The sequence below is a fragment of the Streptomyces sp. NPDC001204 genome, from assembly GCF_053598035.1.
The window spans coordinates 76765-92757 of sequence record NZ_JBSFJL010000027.1; the positions used below are offsets into that span (position 1 = coordinate 76765).

At 72.5% G+C, this 15993-nt stretch carries 12 protein-coding genes; 4 read left to right on the forward strand and 8 right to left on the reverse strand.

The genetic code is table 11. The annotated features are described in order from the left end of the window. Positions 1 to 160: 160 nt before the first annotated feature. The 5 genes from ACWC91_RS30080 to paaN are packed head-to-tail and all read right to left on the reverse strand — an operon-like array spanning position 161 to position 5525. The gene (locus ACWC91_RS30080) at positions 161 to 997 is read right to left on the reverse strand and encodes an enoyl-CoA hydratase/isomerase family protein (protein WP_450643767.1); all 837 of its coding nucleotides are present in this window, start codon (positions 995 to 997) and stop codon (positions 161 to 163) included. Further along, positions 991 to 1848, reverse strand: coding sequence for a 3-hydroxyacyl-CoA dehydrogenase family protein (locus tag ACWC91_RS30085; protein WP_450726110.1), 858 nt, complete (start codon positions 1846 to 1848; stop codon positions 991 to 993). The genes ACWC91_RS30080 and ACWC91_RS30085 overlap by 7 nt, the downstream gene beginning before the upstream one ends. Continuing rightward, positions 1845 to 2600 carry an enoyl-CoA hydratase/isomerase family protein gene (locus ACWC91_RS30090; protein WP_225080354.1) on the reverse strand — a complete coding sequence of 252 codons (756 nt, stop codon included), beginning with the start codon at positions 2598 to 2600 and terminating at the stop codon, positions 1845 to 1847. The genes ACWC91_RS30085 and ACWC91_RS30090 overlap by 4 nt, the downstream gene beginning before the upstream one ends. Continuing rightward, positions 2597 to 3820, reverse strand: a complete 1224-nt coding sequence (locus tag ACWC91_RS30095; RefSeq protein WP_225080355.1) for a thiolase family protein — start codon at positions 3818 to 3820, stop codon at positions 2597 to 2599. The genes ACWC91_RS30090 and ACWC91_RS30095 overlap by 4 nt, the downstream gene beginning before the upstream one ends. Next, positions 3813 to 5525, reverse strand: coding sequence for a phenylacetic acid degradation protein PaaN (gene paaN, locus ACWC91_RS30100; protein WP_450643983.1), 1713 nt, complete (start codon positions 5523 to 5525; stop codon positions 3813 to 3815). The genes ACWC91_RS30095 and paaN overlap by 8 nt, the downstream gene beginning before the upstream one ends. 95 nt (positions 5526 to 5620) lie before the next feature. Here paaN and paaI point away from each other — a divergent pair, with 95 nt between their 5' ends. Further along, entirely contained in the window at positions 5621 to 6052 is a 432-nt protein-coding gene (paaI, locus tag ACWC91_RS30105) for a hydroxyphenylacetyl-CoA thioesterase PaaI (RefSeq protein WP_225080357.1), read from the forward strand. Next, positions 6049 to 7395, forward strand: coding sequence for a phenylacetate--CoA ligase PaaK (gene paaK, locus ACWC91_RS30110; protein ID WP_225080358.1), 1347 nt, complete (start codon positions 6049 to 6051; stop codon positions 7393 to 7395). The genes paaI and paaK overlap by 4 nt, the downstream gene beginning before the upstream one ends. A gap of 55 nt (positions 7396 to 7450) precedes the next feature. Here paaK and ACWC91_RS30115 read toward each other — a convergent pair whose 3' ends face one another. From ACWC91_RS30115 to ACWC91_RS30125, 3 genes are all read right to left on the reverse strand, one after another. Continuing rightward, positions 7451 to 9793 carry an FG-GAP-like repeat-containing protein gene (locus tag ACWC91_RS30115; protein WP_450643982.1) on the reverse strand — a complete coding sequence of 781 codons (2343 nt, stop codon included), beginning with the start codon at positions 9791 to 9793 and terminating at the stop codon, positions 7451 to 7453. Between the two features lie 261 nt (positions 9794 to 10054). After that, positions 10055 to 10252 carry an antitoxin gene (locus ACWC91_RS30120; protein WP_225080360.1) on the reverse strand — a complete coding sequence of 66 codons (198 nt, stop codon included), beginning with the start codon at positions 10250 to 10252 and terminating at the stop codon, positions 10055 to 10057. A gap of 117 nt (positions 10253 to 10369) precedes the next feature. Further along, positions 10370 to 12793 carry an endonuclease/exonuclease/phosphatase family protein gene (locus tag ACWC91_RS30125; RefSeq protein WP_376501089.1) on the reverse strand — a complete coding sequence of 808 codons (2424 nt, stop codon included), beginning with the start codon at positions 12791 to 12793 and terminating at the stop codon, positions 10370 to 10372. Positions 12794 to 13232: 439 nt separating this feature from the next. Here ACWC91_RS30125 and ACWC91_RS30130 point away from each other — a divergent pair, with 439 nt between their 5' ends. Then, a complete protein-coding gene (locus tag ACWC91_RS30130) occupies positions 13233 to 13790 on the forward strand; it encodes a DoxX family protein (protein WP_225080362.1) in 558 nt (185 codons plus the stop codon). 390 nt (positions 13791 to 14180) lie between these two features. After that, positions 14181 to 15065, forward strand: a complete 885-nt coding sequence (gene ypfJ, locus ACWC91_RS30135) for a KPN_02809 family neutral zinc metallopeptidase (RefSeq protein WP_225080363.1) — start codon at positions 14181 to 14183, stop codon at positions 15063 to 15065. Positions 15066 to 15993 lie beyond the last annotated feature (928 nt).

A 15993-nucleotide genomic window follows, 5' to 3' on the forward strand; every position in this document is an offset into this window, starting at 1 on the left:
ATACCAGCTTCCCTACCGACCATTCGTTCGGGTAATAGTCTGTCGAATTTTCCCGGCCCCGGCAACCCCTGAATCCGGGATCGCCCCGACCGCGCACGGCCGCCCGGCGGTGCGAGGGCCGCCGCCGCGTGCGGCGGCCCTCGCTTCGGCTGCCTTCTGCTCAGCGGCCCTCGAAGGACGGCTTCTCCTTGGCGAGGAAGGACCGCACGGCGCCGCGGTGGTCGTCGGTGGCGCCGAGACGCTCCTGGGCCGCCGCCTCACGCTCCAGTGCCGCGCTCAGCCCCGCCCCGGCCGCCGCGTACCGCAGCAGCGCCTTGACCTCGCCGTACGCGGCGGTGGGCCCCGCCGCCAGCCGCCGGGCCAGCGCCAGCCCCTCGGCCGCCGCCTGCCCGGCGGGCACGACCTGGTGCACCAGTCCCCAAAGCTGTGCGTCCCCGGCGTCGAAGCGGTCGCCGAGCAGCATGAGGGCGGCGGCGCGCGACGGGCCGACCGCCTGGGCCAGCGACAGGCTCAGACCGCTGTCCGCGGCCAGCCCGATCCCGGTGAACGCGGTCGAGAAACGCGCGCCGTCCGACGCCACCCGCACGTCGGCGCACAGCGCGAGACCCAGTCCGGCCCCGACGCACGCGCCCTCCACCGCCACGACCACCGGCTGAGGCAGCGCGTGCAGCGCTTCCACCAGCGGGTTGTACTCGGCGCGCACCACGGCGAACGCCGACGCCGGGTCGCGCTCCAGGGCCTCGGCGTGCTCCTTGAGGTCCTGTCCGACGCAGAAGTTCCGGCCCTGGGCGGTCAGCAGCACCGCGCGGACCGGCTCGCCGCCCCCGTCGCCGGCCACCCGGCGGACGGCGGCCAGCAGCCCGGACCGCAGGGCCGCGTCGAGCGCGTTGCCCGCGGCGGGCCTGCGCAGTTCGACGACCGCGACGCCGTCCTCGACGCGGTAGCCGACTCCCCGCGCCGCCGCGTCGGGCGAGGCCACTTCCGGCGGCGTCACCATGTGTAGAACCCCTGTCCCGACTTGCGGCCCAGTTCGCCCCGGGCGACCTTGTCGCGCAGCAGCTGCGGCGGGGCGAACCGATCCCCGAGCGTGGCGTGCAGGTACTCGGCGATGGCCAGGCGGACGTCGAGCCCGACCAGGTCGGTCAGGCGCAGCGGGCCCATGGGGTGCTTGTAGCCGAGGCTCATCGCGTCGTCGATCGCCTCCGGCTCCGCCACCCCCTCCTCGACCATGCGGATCGCCTCCAGGCCGAGCGCCAGGCCGAGACGGCTGCTGGCGAAGCCGGGGGAGTCCTTGACGACGACGTCCTTCTTGCCCAGCGCCCGGGTCCAGTCCAGGGCGGCCCGAACGACCTCGGGCGAGGTCTCCGGCGCCACGACGATCTCGATCAGTTCGGAGGCGGGCACGGGGTTGAAGAAGTGCATGCCCAGGAAGCGGCCCGGCGCCTTCAGAGCCGCGGCCAGTTCGGTGACCGACAGGGAGCTGGTGTTGGTGGCCAGCACGGTCGTGTCGTCCACCGCCGCCTCGGCCGCGGCGAGCAGCCCGGCCTTCAGCGCCGCGTTCTCGGGCACGGCCTCGACGACCAGCCCGGTGCCCGGCGCCAGCCCGTCCGCGGACTCGGCGGTCGTGACCCGGGCGAGCACCTGCTCGGCGGGCTCGGCCAGGCGGCCGCGCTCGGCGGCCCGCCGCAGCCCGGTGGCGATCCGGTCCACGGCGGCGGCCGCGGCCTGCGCGCCGCTCTCCACGACGGTCACCGACGAGCCGGCGGCCGCGAACGACTGCGCGATGCCGGCCCCCATCCGGCCGCCGCCGATCACACCGACGACGGCGGGCACGGTCGGACTGTTCATGCCTTGCTCCCGTTCTTCCTCGCCAGAAAACGCGTCATGCGCTCCTGCTTGTCCTGGCCCTCGAAGAGCACGGCCTGCGCCAGGTCGTCGGCGACCGGGTGCGCGCCGGGCGCGTCGACGACGAGCTTGGTCAGGCGCAGCGCGGTGGCCGAGGACCGCGCCATGCGGTCCAGCAGCGCGTGCGCCTCGTCCAGCAGCTTCTCCGCCGGTACGACGTCGATGACCAGACCCGCGGCCAGGGCCGCCCGGGCGTCCAGGTTCCGCCCGGCGAGCAGCACCTGCTTGGCGACCGACTCGCCGACCAGCTCCGGGAGCCGCCAGCACGCCCCGGCCGCCGCCAGGATGCCGAGCCCCGGCTCCGGATTGCCGAAGACGGCGTCGGGTCCCGCGATACGGATGTCGCAGGCGTACGACAGCTCCGCCCCGCCGCCCAGAGCCCAGCCGTCGACGGCGGCCACGGTCGGCATGGGCAGCCTGCGCACCCGCTCGAACAGGCGGCTGTTGATTCCCTGAAGCGCCTCGTCCCGGCCCCGCCGCAGCAGCTCCGCGATGTCCGCGCCGCCGGCGAACACGTTGCCGTGGCCGGTGAGCAGCAGCAGCTTCGGATCGTCCTCCAACAGGTCGCACACCGCGTGCAGTTCACGGATCATGAGCCCGCTGATCGCGTTGCGCGCCTCGGGGCGATGCAGGGTCACCACGACCCGGTCCTCGCGCTCCTCGACGAGCAGCGTCTCGTACGCGTCCCGGCTCATACCCGCTCCACCAGCATCGCCACGCCCTGTCCCACGCCCACGCACAGCGTCGCCAGGCCCCGGCGGGCGTCCTCGCGCTCCAGGCGGCCGAGCAGCGTGAGCAGGATGCGGGCGCCCGAGCAGCCCAGCGGGTGGCCGAGCGCGATGGCGCCGCCGTCGGCGTTGACCCTGTCCTCGTCGAGCTTGAGCCGGCGTACGACGGCCAGCGCCTGCGCGGCGAAGGCCTCGTTGAGCTCGACGGCGTCCAGGTCGGCGGTCTGCCAGCCGGCCCGGCCCAGCGCCTTCTGCGTGGCGGGAACCGGGCCCAGGCCCATGAGGTTGGGCTGCACGCCGGCCGAGGCGGAGGTGACGACACGGGCGCGCGGGGTGAGCCCGTACCGGTCGACGGCCGCCGCGCTCGCCACGACCAGGGCCGCCGCCCCGTCGGACAGCGGGGAGGCCGAGCCCGCGGTGACGATGCCGTCCTTGCGGAAGATGGTGCGCAGGGAGCCCAGCTTCTCCAGCGTCGTCGACGGGCGCGGCCCCTCGTCGCGCTCCACCTGGCCGTCCTTCACCGGGACCGGGACGATCTCGCGGTCGAAGTGCCCTGCCTCCCACGCGGCGACGGCCCGCCGGTGGCTGCGCAGCGCGAAGGCGTCGGAGTCGGCGCGGGTGATGCCGTCGAGGGCGGCGACCTCCTCGGCCGTCTCACCCATGGACAGGGTCGTCCTCACCGTCTCCGGACCGGCCCCGGCGGGCACCGCGCGGTCGGCGGCGGCGAAGCGCGGGTTGGTGAAGCGCCAGCCCAGGGACGTGTCGTGCACCTCGCCCGGCTTGGCCCACGGGGTGCCCGGCTTCTCCATCACCCACGGGGCGCGGGTCATCGACTCCACGCCGCCCGCGACGACGAGGTCGGCCTCGCCGGAACGGATCGCCTGGGCCGCCGAGGCGACCGCGGTCAGGCCCGAGGCGCACAGCCGGTTGACCGTGTAGCCGGGCACGGTGTGCGGGAGCCCGGCGAGCAGGACGGCCATGCGCGCCACGTCGCGGTTGTCCTCGCCGGCCTGGTTGGCCGCGCCCAGGATCACCTCGTCCACGGCCTCGGCCGGGATCGCGGCGCGGCGCACGGCCTCACCGACCACCAGCGCCGCCAGGTCGTCGGGGCGTACGGAGGCCAGGGCGCCGCCGTAGCGGCCCTGCGGGGTGCGTGCCCCGTCGATCAGATAGACCTCGTCAGGCATGGGTGCTCTCCTCGATGACGACGGGGCGGCGTGACTGGACCGTCGCGAAACGACCGGTGACGAACGCGGGGTCGGACAGGGTGGCGCTGGCCGCGGGGTTGGCGGCGCTGCCGTGGAAGTCGCTGAACGCGGCGGACTGGTTGACGAAGACCTGGCCCGTGAGGTTCTCCGACAGGTGCACTCCCGCCTCCAGGGCCGCCGACTCGGCGGCGGCGAGGACCTCTTCGCTCGTGGAGTGCACGGCGGCGGTCAGCGCGCCGTGGGCGCGCACCGTCTCACGGAAGATCCGCAGGCTGTGCTCGGTGGAGTCGGTGGCGATCACGAAGGAGACGGGCCCGAACCACTCGCGGGTGTACGTCTCCTCGTCCGGCCCCGCGTCCAGGCGTGCCACCAGCGGCGTGCGGACGGTGGCCTCCGGGTGCTCGGGGTGCTCCACCGGCCGCGAGGCGTGCACCGTGGTGCCCACTGCCGCCGCCTTCTCCAGCCGGTCGAGGACGCCGTCGTTGACGATGGCGCCGAGCGTGCCGGCCGCCCGGTCCGGGTCGCCGAGCAGCTTGTCCAGCGCGGCGCCCAGGTCCGCGGCGAACTCGTCGGCGGTCCTGACTCCCTGGTCGGTGGCGATGCCGGCGCGGGGGATCAGCAGGTTCTGCGGGGTGGTGCACATCTGGCCGCTGTAGAGGGACAGCGAGAAGGCGAGATTGCGCAGCAGCCCGCGGTAGTCGTCGGTGGAGTCCAGGACGACCGTGTTCAGGCCCGCCTTCTCGGTGTACACGGCGGCCTGGCGGGCGTTGGTCTCCAGCCAGTCGCCGAACTCCGTGGAGCCGGTGAAGTCGATGATGCGGACGTCCGGGTGGAGCGCGAGGAGGCCCGCGGTGCGCTCGCCGGGCTCCTCGGCGGCGAGGATCACGAGATCGGGGTCGAAGCCTGCCTCGGCGAGGACCTCGCGGGCGGTGCGCACGGTGAGCGCCAGCGGCAGCACGGCGCCCGGGTGCGGCTTGATCACCACGGGGTTGCCGGTGACCAGGCTGGCGAACAGACCCGGATAGCCGTTCCAGGTGGGGAAGGTGTTGCAGGCGATCAGCAGGGAGACACCGCGTCCGACCGGCGTGAACTTCTTGTCCATCACCAGCGCCCCGCCCTTGCGCTGGGGCTTGGTCCAGCGCGCCGCGCGCGGGTGCCGCTTCTGCTCCGCCCAGGCGTAGGCGGCGGCTTCCAGGCCGCGGTCCTGAGCATGCGGGCCGCCCGCCTGGAACGCCATGACGAAGGCCTGTCCGGTGGTGTGCTGCACGGCGTGCGCGTTCTCGAAACTGGCCGCGTTCAGCCGGGCCAGGATCTCGGCGGCGACACCGGCGCGTACATCGGGGCCCGCGTCGCGCCAGGGGCCCGTGGCGGCCTTGGCGGCGGCCACCGCCTCCTCGGGCGAGACCCGGGGGTAGCCGATGCCGAGGCCGAAGCCGTAGGGGGAGGTCTCGGCGGCCTGCACGGTCCCCTCCCCGGGGTGCCCGGGCAGCGCGAACGGCTTGCCCAACTGGTCCCGGAAAGCGGCCTCACCGAGCTTCGGCGCCTCCTCGCCGTACACCGACTTGCTGGGCGACTCCGGGTACGGAGACCAGTGGTCCCGGCTCTCGGTGGCCGCGACCGCCGCCTCCAGCAGCTCTCGGTGGCGGGCGAAGAAGTCGACGGGCTCGGGAGTGGTGTGGGGCATGCGGTCCACCTCTTGACAGGCAGCGGTGATGCTTGATTACTTGGCTTTGCCGACGCTAACCGAATGTTCGGTCGGTACACAAGGTGGTGGAAAACGTGACGCAGGCCACTGACGTCGAGCCCGGTCCGGTCGAGACGATGTTCGCCGCGGACCTGGCTTCCCGGAATCTCGGCATCGAGCTGACGCACCACGGCGAAGGGACCGCCGAGGTGCGGATGACCGTGACGCCGGCGATGGTCAACGGACATCGGATCGCCCACGGCGGCTATCTCTTCCTGCTCGCCGACACCGCGTTCGCCTGCGCCTGCAACAGCCACGGACCCGTGACGGTCGCGGCGGCGGCCGACATCGTCTTCATCGCCCCGGCCCATGAGGGCGACGTCCTCGTGGCGACGGCCAGCGAGCGCACGCGGTACGGCCGCAGCGGGATCTACGACGTGAGTGTCCGGCGGGGCGACGAGGTGATCGCGGAGTTCCGCGGGCGCAGCCGCAGCCTACGAAGCGAGAAGACGAAGGAGTCGCAATGAGCAGCGAAGTGACGGCCCCGGTGGATCAGGGGCCCCGGCTGGGACAGCCCCTCCCGGACGAGCTGCTGGACAGCGGCGAGCGCATGACCCCCGAGCAGCTCCGCGATGTGCAGCTCAGCCGGCTCCGCGCGACCCTCCGCCACGCCTACGACAACGTCGAGCTCTACCGGAAGAAGTTCGACGAGGCAGGCGTCACCCCCGACGACTGCCGCTCCCTCGAGGACCTGGCCCGCTTCCCCTTCACCACCAAGGCCGACCTGCGCGACACCTACCCCTTCGGCATGTTCGCCGTCCCCATGTCCGAGGTCCGGCGCATCCACGCCTCCAGCGGCACCACCGGCCGCCCCACCGTGGTCGGCTACACCGAGAACGACCTGTCGACCTGGGCCGACCTCATCGCCCGCTCCATCCGCGCCGCGGGCGGCCGGCGCGGCCACAAGGTCCACATCTCCTACGGCTACGGCCTGTTCACCGGCGGCCTCGGCGCGCACTACGGCGCCGAGCGCGCCGGATGCACCGTCATCCCCGCGTCCGGCGGCATGACCGCGCGCCAGGTGCAGATCATCCGGGACTTCGAGCCCGAGATCATCATGGTCACGCCCTCCTACATGCTGACCCTGCTCGACGAGTTCGAGCGGCAGGGCGTGGACCCGCGCACCAGCTCCCTCAAGGTCGGCATCTTCGGCGCCGAGCCCTGGACGGAGGCGATGCGCCGCGAGATAGAGGAGCGCATGGACATCCACGCCGTCGACATCTACGGACTGTCCGAGGTCATGGGCCCGGGCGTGGCGCAGGAGTGCGTGGAGACCAAGGACGGACTGCACGTCTGGGAGGACCACTTCTGTCCCGAGGTCGTCGACCCGATCACCGGTGAGGTGCTGCCCGACGGCGAGAGCGGCGAGCTGGTGTTCACCTCGCTGACGAAGGAAGCCCTGCCGATCATCCGCTACCGCACGCGTGACCTCACCCGCCTGCTGCCCGGCACCGCACGGCCCGCCTTCCGCCGTATCGAGAAGATCACCGGCCGCAGCGACGACATGATCATCCTGCGGGGTGTGAACGTCTTCCCGAGCCAGATCGAGGAGGTCGTGCTGCGGGTGCCCGACGTCGCCCCGCACTTCCAGATCCAGTTGACCCAGCGCGGCCGCATGGACCACATGACGGTCCACATCGAGGCCCGCCCCGGCGCGGGGCCTGAGCAGCGCGAGGCGGCCGCCCGGACGATCAGCAAGGGCGTGAAGGACTCGGTCGGCATCAGCGTCGAGGTGTGCGTGGTCGATCCGGAGACCCTGGAGCGTTCGGTGGGCAAGATCCGCCGGGTCCGGGATCTGCGCCGGGGATGAGGTCCGGCCCGGCCGCCGCGGCCGGTGGACACGACCACCGGCCGCGGCGTGAGGGTCAGGGCGCCAGGTTCTGCCCGAGATGGGCGCCGGCGGGTGTGCCCAGGGCGGTGTCGCGCAGGGCGACGGTCCGGGCGAGGCCGAAGCCGCTGCCGCTGACGGGCGTGTACAGCAGGAGGCCGTTGCCCCCGTCCTCGCCTTCCGCGCCGAAGACGAGCCCCGCGTACCCGTGGCCGGTCATGTCCGTCAGGGCGACGGAGGAACCGAACCGGTCGCCCGTCTCCGCCTCGTCCAGGATCCCGGGGGTGTCCTGGTTGAGGGCGAAGGAGCCGGTGGCGGTCAGACCGGCCGCGGAACCCCGGAGCAGGGTGGCCTGCCCGGCGTCGCGGTGGTGGACTCCGTCACGGGTGAGGCCTTCTCCGGGGGCGCCTACCAGGACGTCCGCGTAGCCGTCGGCGTCGTGGTCCCCGACGGAGACCGCCTCGCCGAAGCCGTCACCGGCCCGGTCGGTGCCCGCCACGCCCACACCGTCCTGGTGGATGACCTTCATACCGGTGGTGGTGAGCCCGTTCACCGCACCGCGGACCACGGTGACCTGGCCTCCCGCCGCGCCGCCGGATTCAGTGGGGTGGGGCCGGCCGACGACGAGGTCGTCGTAGCCGTCGCCGTTGATGTCGCCCGCGGCGACGCAGCGGCCGCCCCGCACCGGGAGGACGCCCCGCTTCGTCAGTCCGCGCGCGGAGCCCGCGAACCACACCACGCGCCCGATGCCGCCGGCGTCGGTGTAGGCGAGGGCGACGTCCGCGTAGCCGTCCCCGTTGAAGTCGCCGGTCGTGGCGTCCGGATGGGAGACCGGGCCCTTGGCGGTGGTCAGCGGTCCGGAGGTGGTGGCGCTCGCGGTCAGCCGCACGCTCCACATGCCGCCGTTGCCGGTGCCGGCCGCGAAGACGTCCGCGCGGCCGTCGCCGTCGAAGTCGCCGACGGCGACCGCCGAGCCGAACCGCGCCCCGGCCGGTGTTCCGCCGGAGGCGGTGTAGGAGAACCCGGAGTCCAGACCGGGCCCGTACAGGACGGTGACCGAGCCCCGGTCGGCGTGCCCGTGACCGTCGTCCTTGCCGGGCACACCGATCGCGAGGTCGGCGTAGCCGTCGCCGTTGACGTCGCCCCACGCGGTCGCGGCGCCGAAGTTGTCGCCGGGCGCGGAGGAGCCGGGGACCCCGGGGTTGTCCTGAGTGATCGTCATCTTCGAGGCCGAGGCCGGGCCGTCGAGGCCGCCCGGGATCACCGTCACGCCGCCGGCGCCGCCCGACACCCTGGGCGTACCGGCCGCCAGGTCACCGGTGCCGTCGCGGTTGAAGTCGGAGGTGGGCGGCGCGTGCGAGATCCCCGGTCTCCCGGCCAGCTCGGCGATCCGGGCGGCCTCCCCGGCGGTCCCGCCGCCGGTGGCACGGGCACCGCTGCCGGAACCCAGCGCGACCTTGCCGGCCGGGTCGATACCGTACATTCCGAACTTCCACGCCACGATCCGCGCGATGGCGTTCCGCGCGGCCGGGCTCGGCTTTGCGGTCGTGAAGTCGCCGATGAAGGAGATTCCGACCGTGCCGGTGTTGGAACCGCGCTCGTGCGCGCCGACCACCGGCAGGTCCGCGCCGCCGCCCCGGCCCTCGAAGACCTGACCGCAGCGGTCGACGACGAAGTTGTAGCCGATGTCGTCGTAGCCGCGCGCGAGGTGACCCTGCTGGAGGGTGCGGAGCCGGGCGCGTGACTGGGCGCAGGAGAGCTCGTTGTCGCTGCCGGCCCCGGTGTCGTGGACGATCGCGGCCCGGATCCGCGTTCCGTACCTCGGCGTGCTGCCGTGCCCGGTCCAGGCTCCCCACTCCGCCTGGGTGATGACCGGCGGACGCACCACCGTCGACGGACGCGCGGCCGGGACGGTGCGCGGTGCGCCGCCCGGCGCGGACCCGGTGACCGGGGCGGACCTGTCGGCCGGGGCGGACTCGGTGGACGCGGCGTCCTCGGACGCGGTCGTGCTCCCGGACCCCGTGCCGGGGTCCAGCAGCTTGACGTCCAGCCCTGCGGGGAGCCCGGTGGCGGGCGTGCCGTCGCCCCTGAGGACGCGCACCTCCACACCGTCCGAGTCGCCGGTCCACACGGAGGCGGTGCCGCCCCGGACCCCGGCCCGCCGGGCCTCCGCCCCGTCGGCGGTCAGCGGGTCGTCCGGCAGCCTCCGCCAGTCCGACCACTCGCCGGTCTCCGCCGAGCGGGAGCGCAGTTCGGCGGTGCCGCCCAGTTCGGCGCGCGGGTCGTCCCAGGTCAGCAGCGCGGCGCTGAACCGGTCCGTGTCCCACTGCGGCAGTCCCTCGTGCCCCTCGCCCAGGTCTGCCGGCCGCAGCGTCTGCACGGACGGTATCCGCCCGTGACCCCGCGGCTGTTCGGGCGGGGACGCCACCGCGAAGGTGACGACTCCGGCCCCTGTCAGCACGGCGGCCCCGCCCGTCAGCCACACTCGCCGGTTCAGGCTCCGTAACGCGTTCGCCCGCCCAGTTCGGCGACCCACCATCCCACCCCAAGAAAGTCCCACGTTCGGCACGCGTGTCACAGCTGTCACTAGCCAAGCGCACGGACCTCACCGGGTGTCACACCCGCGGGTGCCGCCGTGCACTCAGCTCTTGTGCTTGCCCAGCTTGTCCACGGCGTCCTGTGCCTTGTCGACGACGGTGTCGATCGTGCTGCTGTGCTTGCCGCCGGTCTTGCCGTCGATGAACTCGCCGGCCTTCTCCAGTCCGTCGGAGATCTTGTCGCCGTGGGCCTCGGCGATGTCCTCGACCTTGCCCTTCAGGTTCTTCAGCTGGTCGAACATGCGTGTGCCGCTCCTCTACGGGGCTGTAGTAGCTCGGGACGCCATGATCTCACGACGCGGCCCGGCACCTCGCCTCGAGGTGCCGGGCCCGTGACCCGAACGTGCCGGGGGGAGCGGTTACTTGAACCGGACCACCTGCGGGTCGTGGTCGCTCATCTGGTCGTAGAACTCGGCGTTGATGTGGACGACCTCGTAGGAGGGCTTCTTGATGTTGGACGAGACCAGGATGTGGTCCAGCGTCTGCGAGTTGCCGTCGTACACGTAGCTGTACCGCTCGTTCGCCGGCAGGGTGTTGATCAGATCCGTGAGGATCTTGCCGGAGGTCAGCGTGGCCAGCGGCTTGGAGAACTGGTAGTCGTTCAGGTCGCCCAGGACGACGACCTTGGCCTTCTTGTCCTTGGACAGCAGGTCGGAGACGAAGGCGTTGACCTCCTTGGCCTGCTTCGTGCGCTGGACCTCGGAGCTCAGCGTCGGCGGCTGGAAGACGCCGTGCGACGGCTGGTCGCCGCCCTTGGAGTTGAAGTGGTTGGCCACGACGAAGACCTGCTCACCGCGGAAGGTGAACTCGCCGACCAGCGGCTTGCGGCTGCTCTTCCAGGCGTCGGAGGTCGGGTTGATGCGGCCCGGCGACACCGAGAGGCGGACGCCCTTCTTGCCGTCGGCGACCGCCTGGACGCCGGTCGTGGAGTCGCCGCCCGGCCGGTCCACGAAGGTCACGCGCGCGGGGTTGAAGAGGTAGACGATGCGGATGTTGCCGCCGGGCTGGCCGCCGTCCTGGTCGTTGACCGGGTCGATGGAGCGCCAGTCGTACGCCGGGCCCCCCGCCGCCTTGATGGCGTCGACGAACTTGGCGATGGTCTTGTCCGCCGCGACCGTTCCGTCGTCCGTGGCGCCGCTGTTGTCCTGGATCTCCTCCAGGCTCAGGATGTCCGGGGTGGCCAGGTTCTTGACGACGGCCTGGGCCAGCCGGTCGAACTTGCGCTGCGGGTCCGACGGGGCGAGGTTCTCGACGTTGTAGGTGGCGACGGACAGCTCCTCCGCCTTGCCCGGCTTCGCCACGTCCGGGGTCAGCCCGCCGGAGACGGTCTTGCCGAGCTTGGTGGCCTGGATGCTGTAGCCGCCGTAGTTGCCGTAGTCCAGCGGGCCGGAGGTCGTGCCGGTGAGGGTGTCACCGACATTCGCCTGGAGCTTGTCACCGGTCAGCGAGGTGAGGAGCAGACGCCCGGAGTTGGGGTTGGCGTAGCCGGTGAGGACGGTGCCGCCGTGGTACGACGGGTTCTGCTTGGGCTTGGTGGTGATCCACGTCTCGTTGTAGTCGTTGCTGGCGCCCACCACGCGGGAGTCGCCGACCTGCACCAGCATGCCCTCACGGGATTCCAGCCAGTCCAGGGCGTACTTGTCGGGCTTCAGCTCCAGGGACTCGATGCTTCCGCCCGGGACCTGCGGGGCGTAGGCCTCGGCCAGCGTCGTCGAGTTGATGACCTCCGCCGCGGGCAGCGGGTTGCCGGAGGACAGGACGACGGCCTTGGGGCCGGTCAGTTCGGTGACGGACTGCGCACCGCTGCTCTGGCCGCCGGGGTAGTACTCGCTGACCTTGCCCGACACCAGCACCGAGTCGCCGACCTTGACGATGGGGGTGGCGGAGCCCGTGTACACGAAGATGGCCTCGCTGGTGGCCGGGTTCGCGTCCGCTTCGGGGTCCTGGATCCAGTAGCCCTTCGTGCCGGTGCTGCGCACGCCGGTCACCACGCCGGGCACGTTGGTCACGGACTCGCCGTTGTGCGGGGAGATCCGGGTGGTGCCCTGGATGTCGTGGACGCGCAGGCTGCCGGGCGCGGTGTCGGTGGGCGACGGGGTGGGGGAGGGCGACGGGTCGCCGGAGCCCTCTCCGGTGCTGTTGCGCGGGCTGGGCGCGGAGCCGGTGAAGTCGGCCGAGTTGTCGTCCGTGTCGGTGAAGGAGGCGTCGCGCGAGACGGAGGTGGTGTTGCCCGCACCGGTGGCGGGGTTGCCCTCGCGCACCACGGCGGTGCCGAAGCCCGCCAGGTCCTTGATGCGGCCGTCGGCCGCGCAGTCCTCGGCGGTCAGGCAGGTGAGCGCGGTGGTGGAGTGGACCAGCGCGATGGTCCCGCTGGTCGCCGACATGCTGATGGTGCCGGTCGCGTCGGGCGTCGGCAGGGGGGCGTCGCCCGCGGTGCCCTTGGCCTCCTGGATCAGGTAGGTGCCGCCCGCGGGAATCGCCCCGGTGAGCGGGGTGACCTGCCACTTGGTGGTGGCCGAGGGCGAGCCGCTGAGGTACTGGACGGACCAGCCGCTCAGGTCGAACGATCCGGAACCGGCGTTGCCCAGCTCGACGAAGTCGTGGGTGAAGGGCGCGCCGGAGTTGCCACCGCCGCCGTAGACCTCGGAGATGACGGCGTCCGGGGACGCCGCCTGGGCGGTGAGAGGCAGCGCGATCAGTGAGCCGGCGATACCGAGGGGAAGCGCGACGAGGCCGACCTTGGCAGCTCTGCCGCGCAGGGACAGCGGTATGTGTGAAGACACGTGGGGCTCTTTCGTGGAGTTGAGAAAAAAGACGCGACTGAACCGTGGGAGGTGACAGGAGACTCGTGGGTCGGCAGGAAAGATACGCGCGTAGATTCCCCCGCAACAAGATGTAGGACGGACCAACGGGCAAGCGTTTCCACGGTTGTTGGCCGGAAAGTCACCGGAACGACCGTCTTGCCACCCGGGACAGCCGGGGCGTACGGCGACGAATCACCGCACGGTGGCAGTTGGAGAAGCCCGTCCCGGCCCATCCAGGTCCGGACGGGCCCGGCTGGATCCGGCCGGGCCCAGATGCACGACCGCGCGGGCTGCGGAAGGATCGATACCGAGGGGTGAGAGCGGGCGCGCGCCGCCGCGCGGCTCACCCCCGACCGGTGCCTCGGCGTGTCCGAGCTGGGGGCAAGACCCGTTCCGGCGCTCCTACCGGAGCACTCCCATGGTGTCGAAGCGAATTCTGTACCGGGCCCCTCGTCCCACGGAGCCGGTGGCACGGCACGCGGCCGCGGTCACGGCGACCGCCGCCGACTGCGGTCTGCTGCTCATCAGACTCACCTTCGGCCTCCTGATGGCCGGGCACGGCGCGCAGAAGCTGTTCGGGCTCTTCGGAGGGCGCGGCCTGACCGCGACCGGTCAGGGGTTCGCGGCTCTCGGCTACCGCCCGGGAAAGCTGTTCGCCGCGATCGGCGGTCTGTCGGAGTTCCTGGGCGGCCTCGGTCTGGCCTTGGGGCTGCTGACCCCGCTCGCGGCCGCCGCCCTGATCGGAGTCATGATCAACGCGATGGCGACCGTCACCGGCGTACACGGCCTGTGGGAGACGGACGGCGGAGTGGAATACAACGTGTGCATCGCCGTCGTCGCCCTGGGTATCACCGCCGTCGGCCCGGGCCGGCTGGCCGTCGACCGGTTCTTCCGATGGGGCGCGGGCGGCTGGAGCGAGGCGGCCCTCGCCCTGGCCCTGGGCGGCGCGGGCGCCGCGGTCACGCTCAGTCTCTAGTGCTGTGACCGGTGAGGTGTGCCGGGAAGCTCGCGGCGTCCGGGGCTGGGGGTACCTCCCACGCCGTTCAGGCTGTGGGGGGCATCGCAAGGCGGAGCATTGCCCGCGTACTGGATGTACTCGGGTGATGCGACGACGCGGCGAGGTGCCGTGCCGGGCGTCGCGAGCCGGTGAACCTTTCCGGTCGCAGCGCTATCCCGTCCCGCGGCGCCGGCGGACACGCCGAAGACCCCGCGGCGCGCGCGGCCCCGGGTTTCTGGGCCGCCTGCGCGCCGCGGAAGTGACGGTCTGTGAGGTGTCCGTGGAGCGTTGCCGTCCACCCTCACACGACCAGTCCACGACACCGGGCAGAATGGGGGTGATCACCAACCCCCGGGAGACGAACGACCCATGGAATTCCGCGATGACGTGGATCTTGATGCTTCTCAGGTCGAAGACCGAGGCAGCGGCGGCGGTGGCATTCCCGGAGGCGGGCTCACCATCGGCGGCGGCGTCATCGGCGTCGTCGTCCTGGTCGTCGCACTGCTTTTGGGCGTCAACCCGGCGGGCCTCCTGAACGGCGGCGGCTCGAACTCCGCCACCCGGCAGCAGGGAGAGGACCTGATCGCGAAGTGCCGGAAGGGCGCCGACGCCAACCAATCGGAGAAGTGCCACGTGGTGGGTGTCGTCAACAGCATCCAGCGCTACTGGCAGGGTGCTCTCCCCGAGCACTTCCAGCAGTCCTACACCAAGGCTGGAACCCAACTGGTCTCCGGCGCGTGGAGCACGGGGTGCGGCAGGGCCACCTCCGCCATGGGCCCCTTCTACTGCCCGGCCGACCGCGGTGTCTACCTCGACCTCGGTTTCTTCCGTGAGCTGGAGGACAGGTTCGGCGCCAAGGGCGGCCCCTTCGCGCAGGCGTACGTCATCGGCCACGAGTACGGGCATCACGTGCAGAACCTGCTGGGCACCATGAACCGCGCCGGCCGGGACCGCAAGGGAGCCGACAGCGGCTCGGTCCGGCTGGAGCTCCAGGCCGACTGCTACGCCGGGGCCTGGGCCAAGAACGCCGTCACCACCGGCTTCTTCGACAAGCCGTTCACCGACTCCGACATCCGCGAGGCCCTCGACGCCGCGGAAGCCATCGGCGACGACCGCATCCAGGAACGCACCCAGGGCCGCGTCGACCCGGAAGGCTGGACCCACGGCAGCTCGCAGCAGCGGGTCCACTGGTTCACCACCGGGTACACCACGGGCTCCCCGGCCCGGTGCGACACCTTCACCGGCGCCATCTGACCATGTGAAGGCCCAGCCGGGTTTCCCGGTCTGGGCCTTCGCCGTCCGTGCGGTGCTGTCGGGCCGGTCCAGCAGGAAGCCGAACACCGCCTGGCGGCGCCTGTCCTGGCCGTCCTGCTCTGCCCCGAGGGCGCCGCGCCCGGCACCAACACGACCTCGGCCCGCGGCGTCAGCCCCTTCTGGTCGTGAAGCCATTCCAGCGGGGTCGACACGTCCCGGCCCCCGCCGAGCAACAGGACCGGCACGCCCGGCAGCCTGCGGTGCTCCGGAGGCAGCGGCGGCACCGGCGTGCGCGGCCGGTGCGGACGGCTCGGCATCGAGCCGAGGCCGGTCGCCGTGGCGGCGTCGAAGGGGCCGTAGCCGGCCGAGTCGGCTCCGCACCGGCCTTCTCCAGCGCCCCCCTGCGTCCGGCCGGCGGAGCATCCGCCCTGTCCCGGGGGCAATGTCCGTCCAGGCACAACGTGGAGGCGTGCAGCCCCTGGCCGAGCTCCTCGGCGCTCGCCGCGCTTCTCTCCCGCACACCCGCGATCGGGCCCCGCGGCAGCCCGGGTACGCCGTCACTTCGTCAGTCCCGCCACGATCTCGTAACACCGGGGCGTACTGCGCACATCGGGTCTCGTCACCCGTGCCCGCTCCGGTCGCGCGGTGCTCCACCACCGCACCCCGGCGGGTTCCCGTCCGGCGCGCACCCGATGGGCCCGGGCGCCGGCCGTCACGCGAGCGCCGTGCTCACGCGACTCCCGAAGTGGCTTGTTCCGCCCGGTCCGGCAGCGTCGGCGCGCGTGCCGAAACCGCGGGTGGCTCCGTGCCGCGTTCGGGCGCCGCCTGCCGTACCCGCCGTTGTCACCAGCCGTTCCCGCCGTGTTGGCGGCAGGGGCCCAGCATGGGCGCCGCTCGAACACGCTTTTAACGTACAGACGGCAGGAGT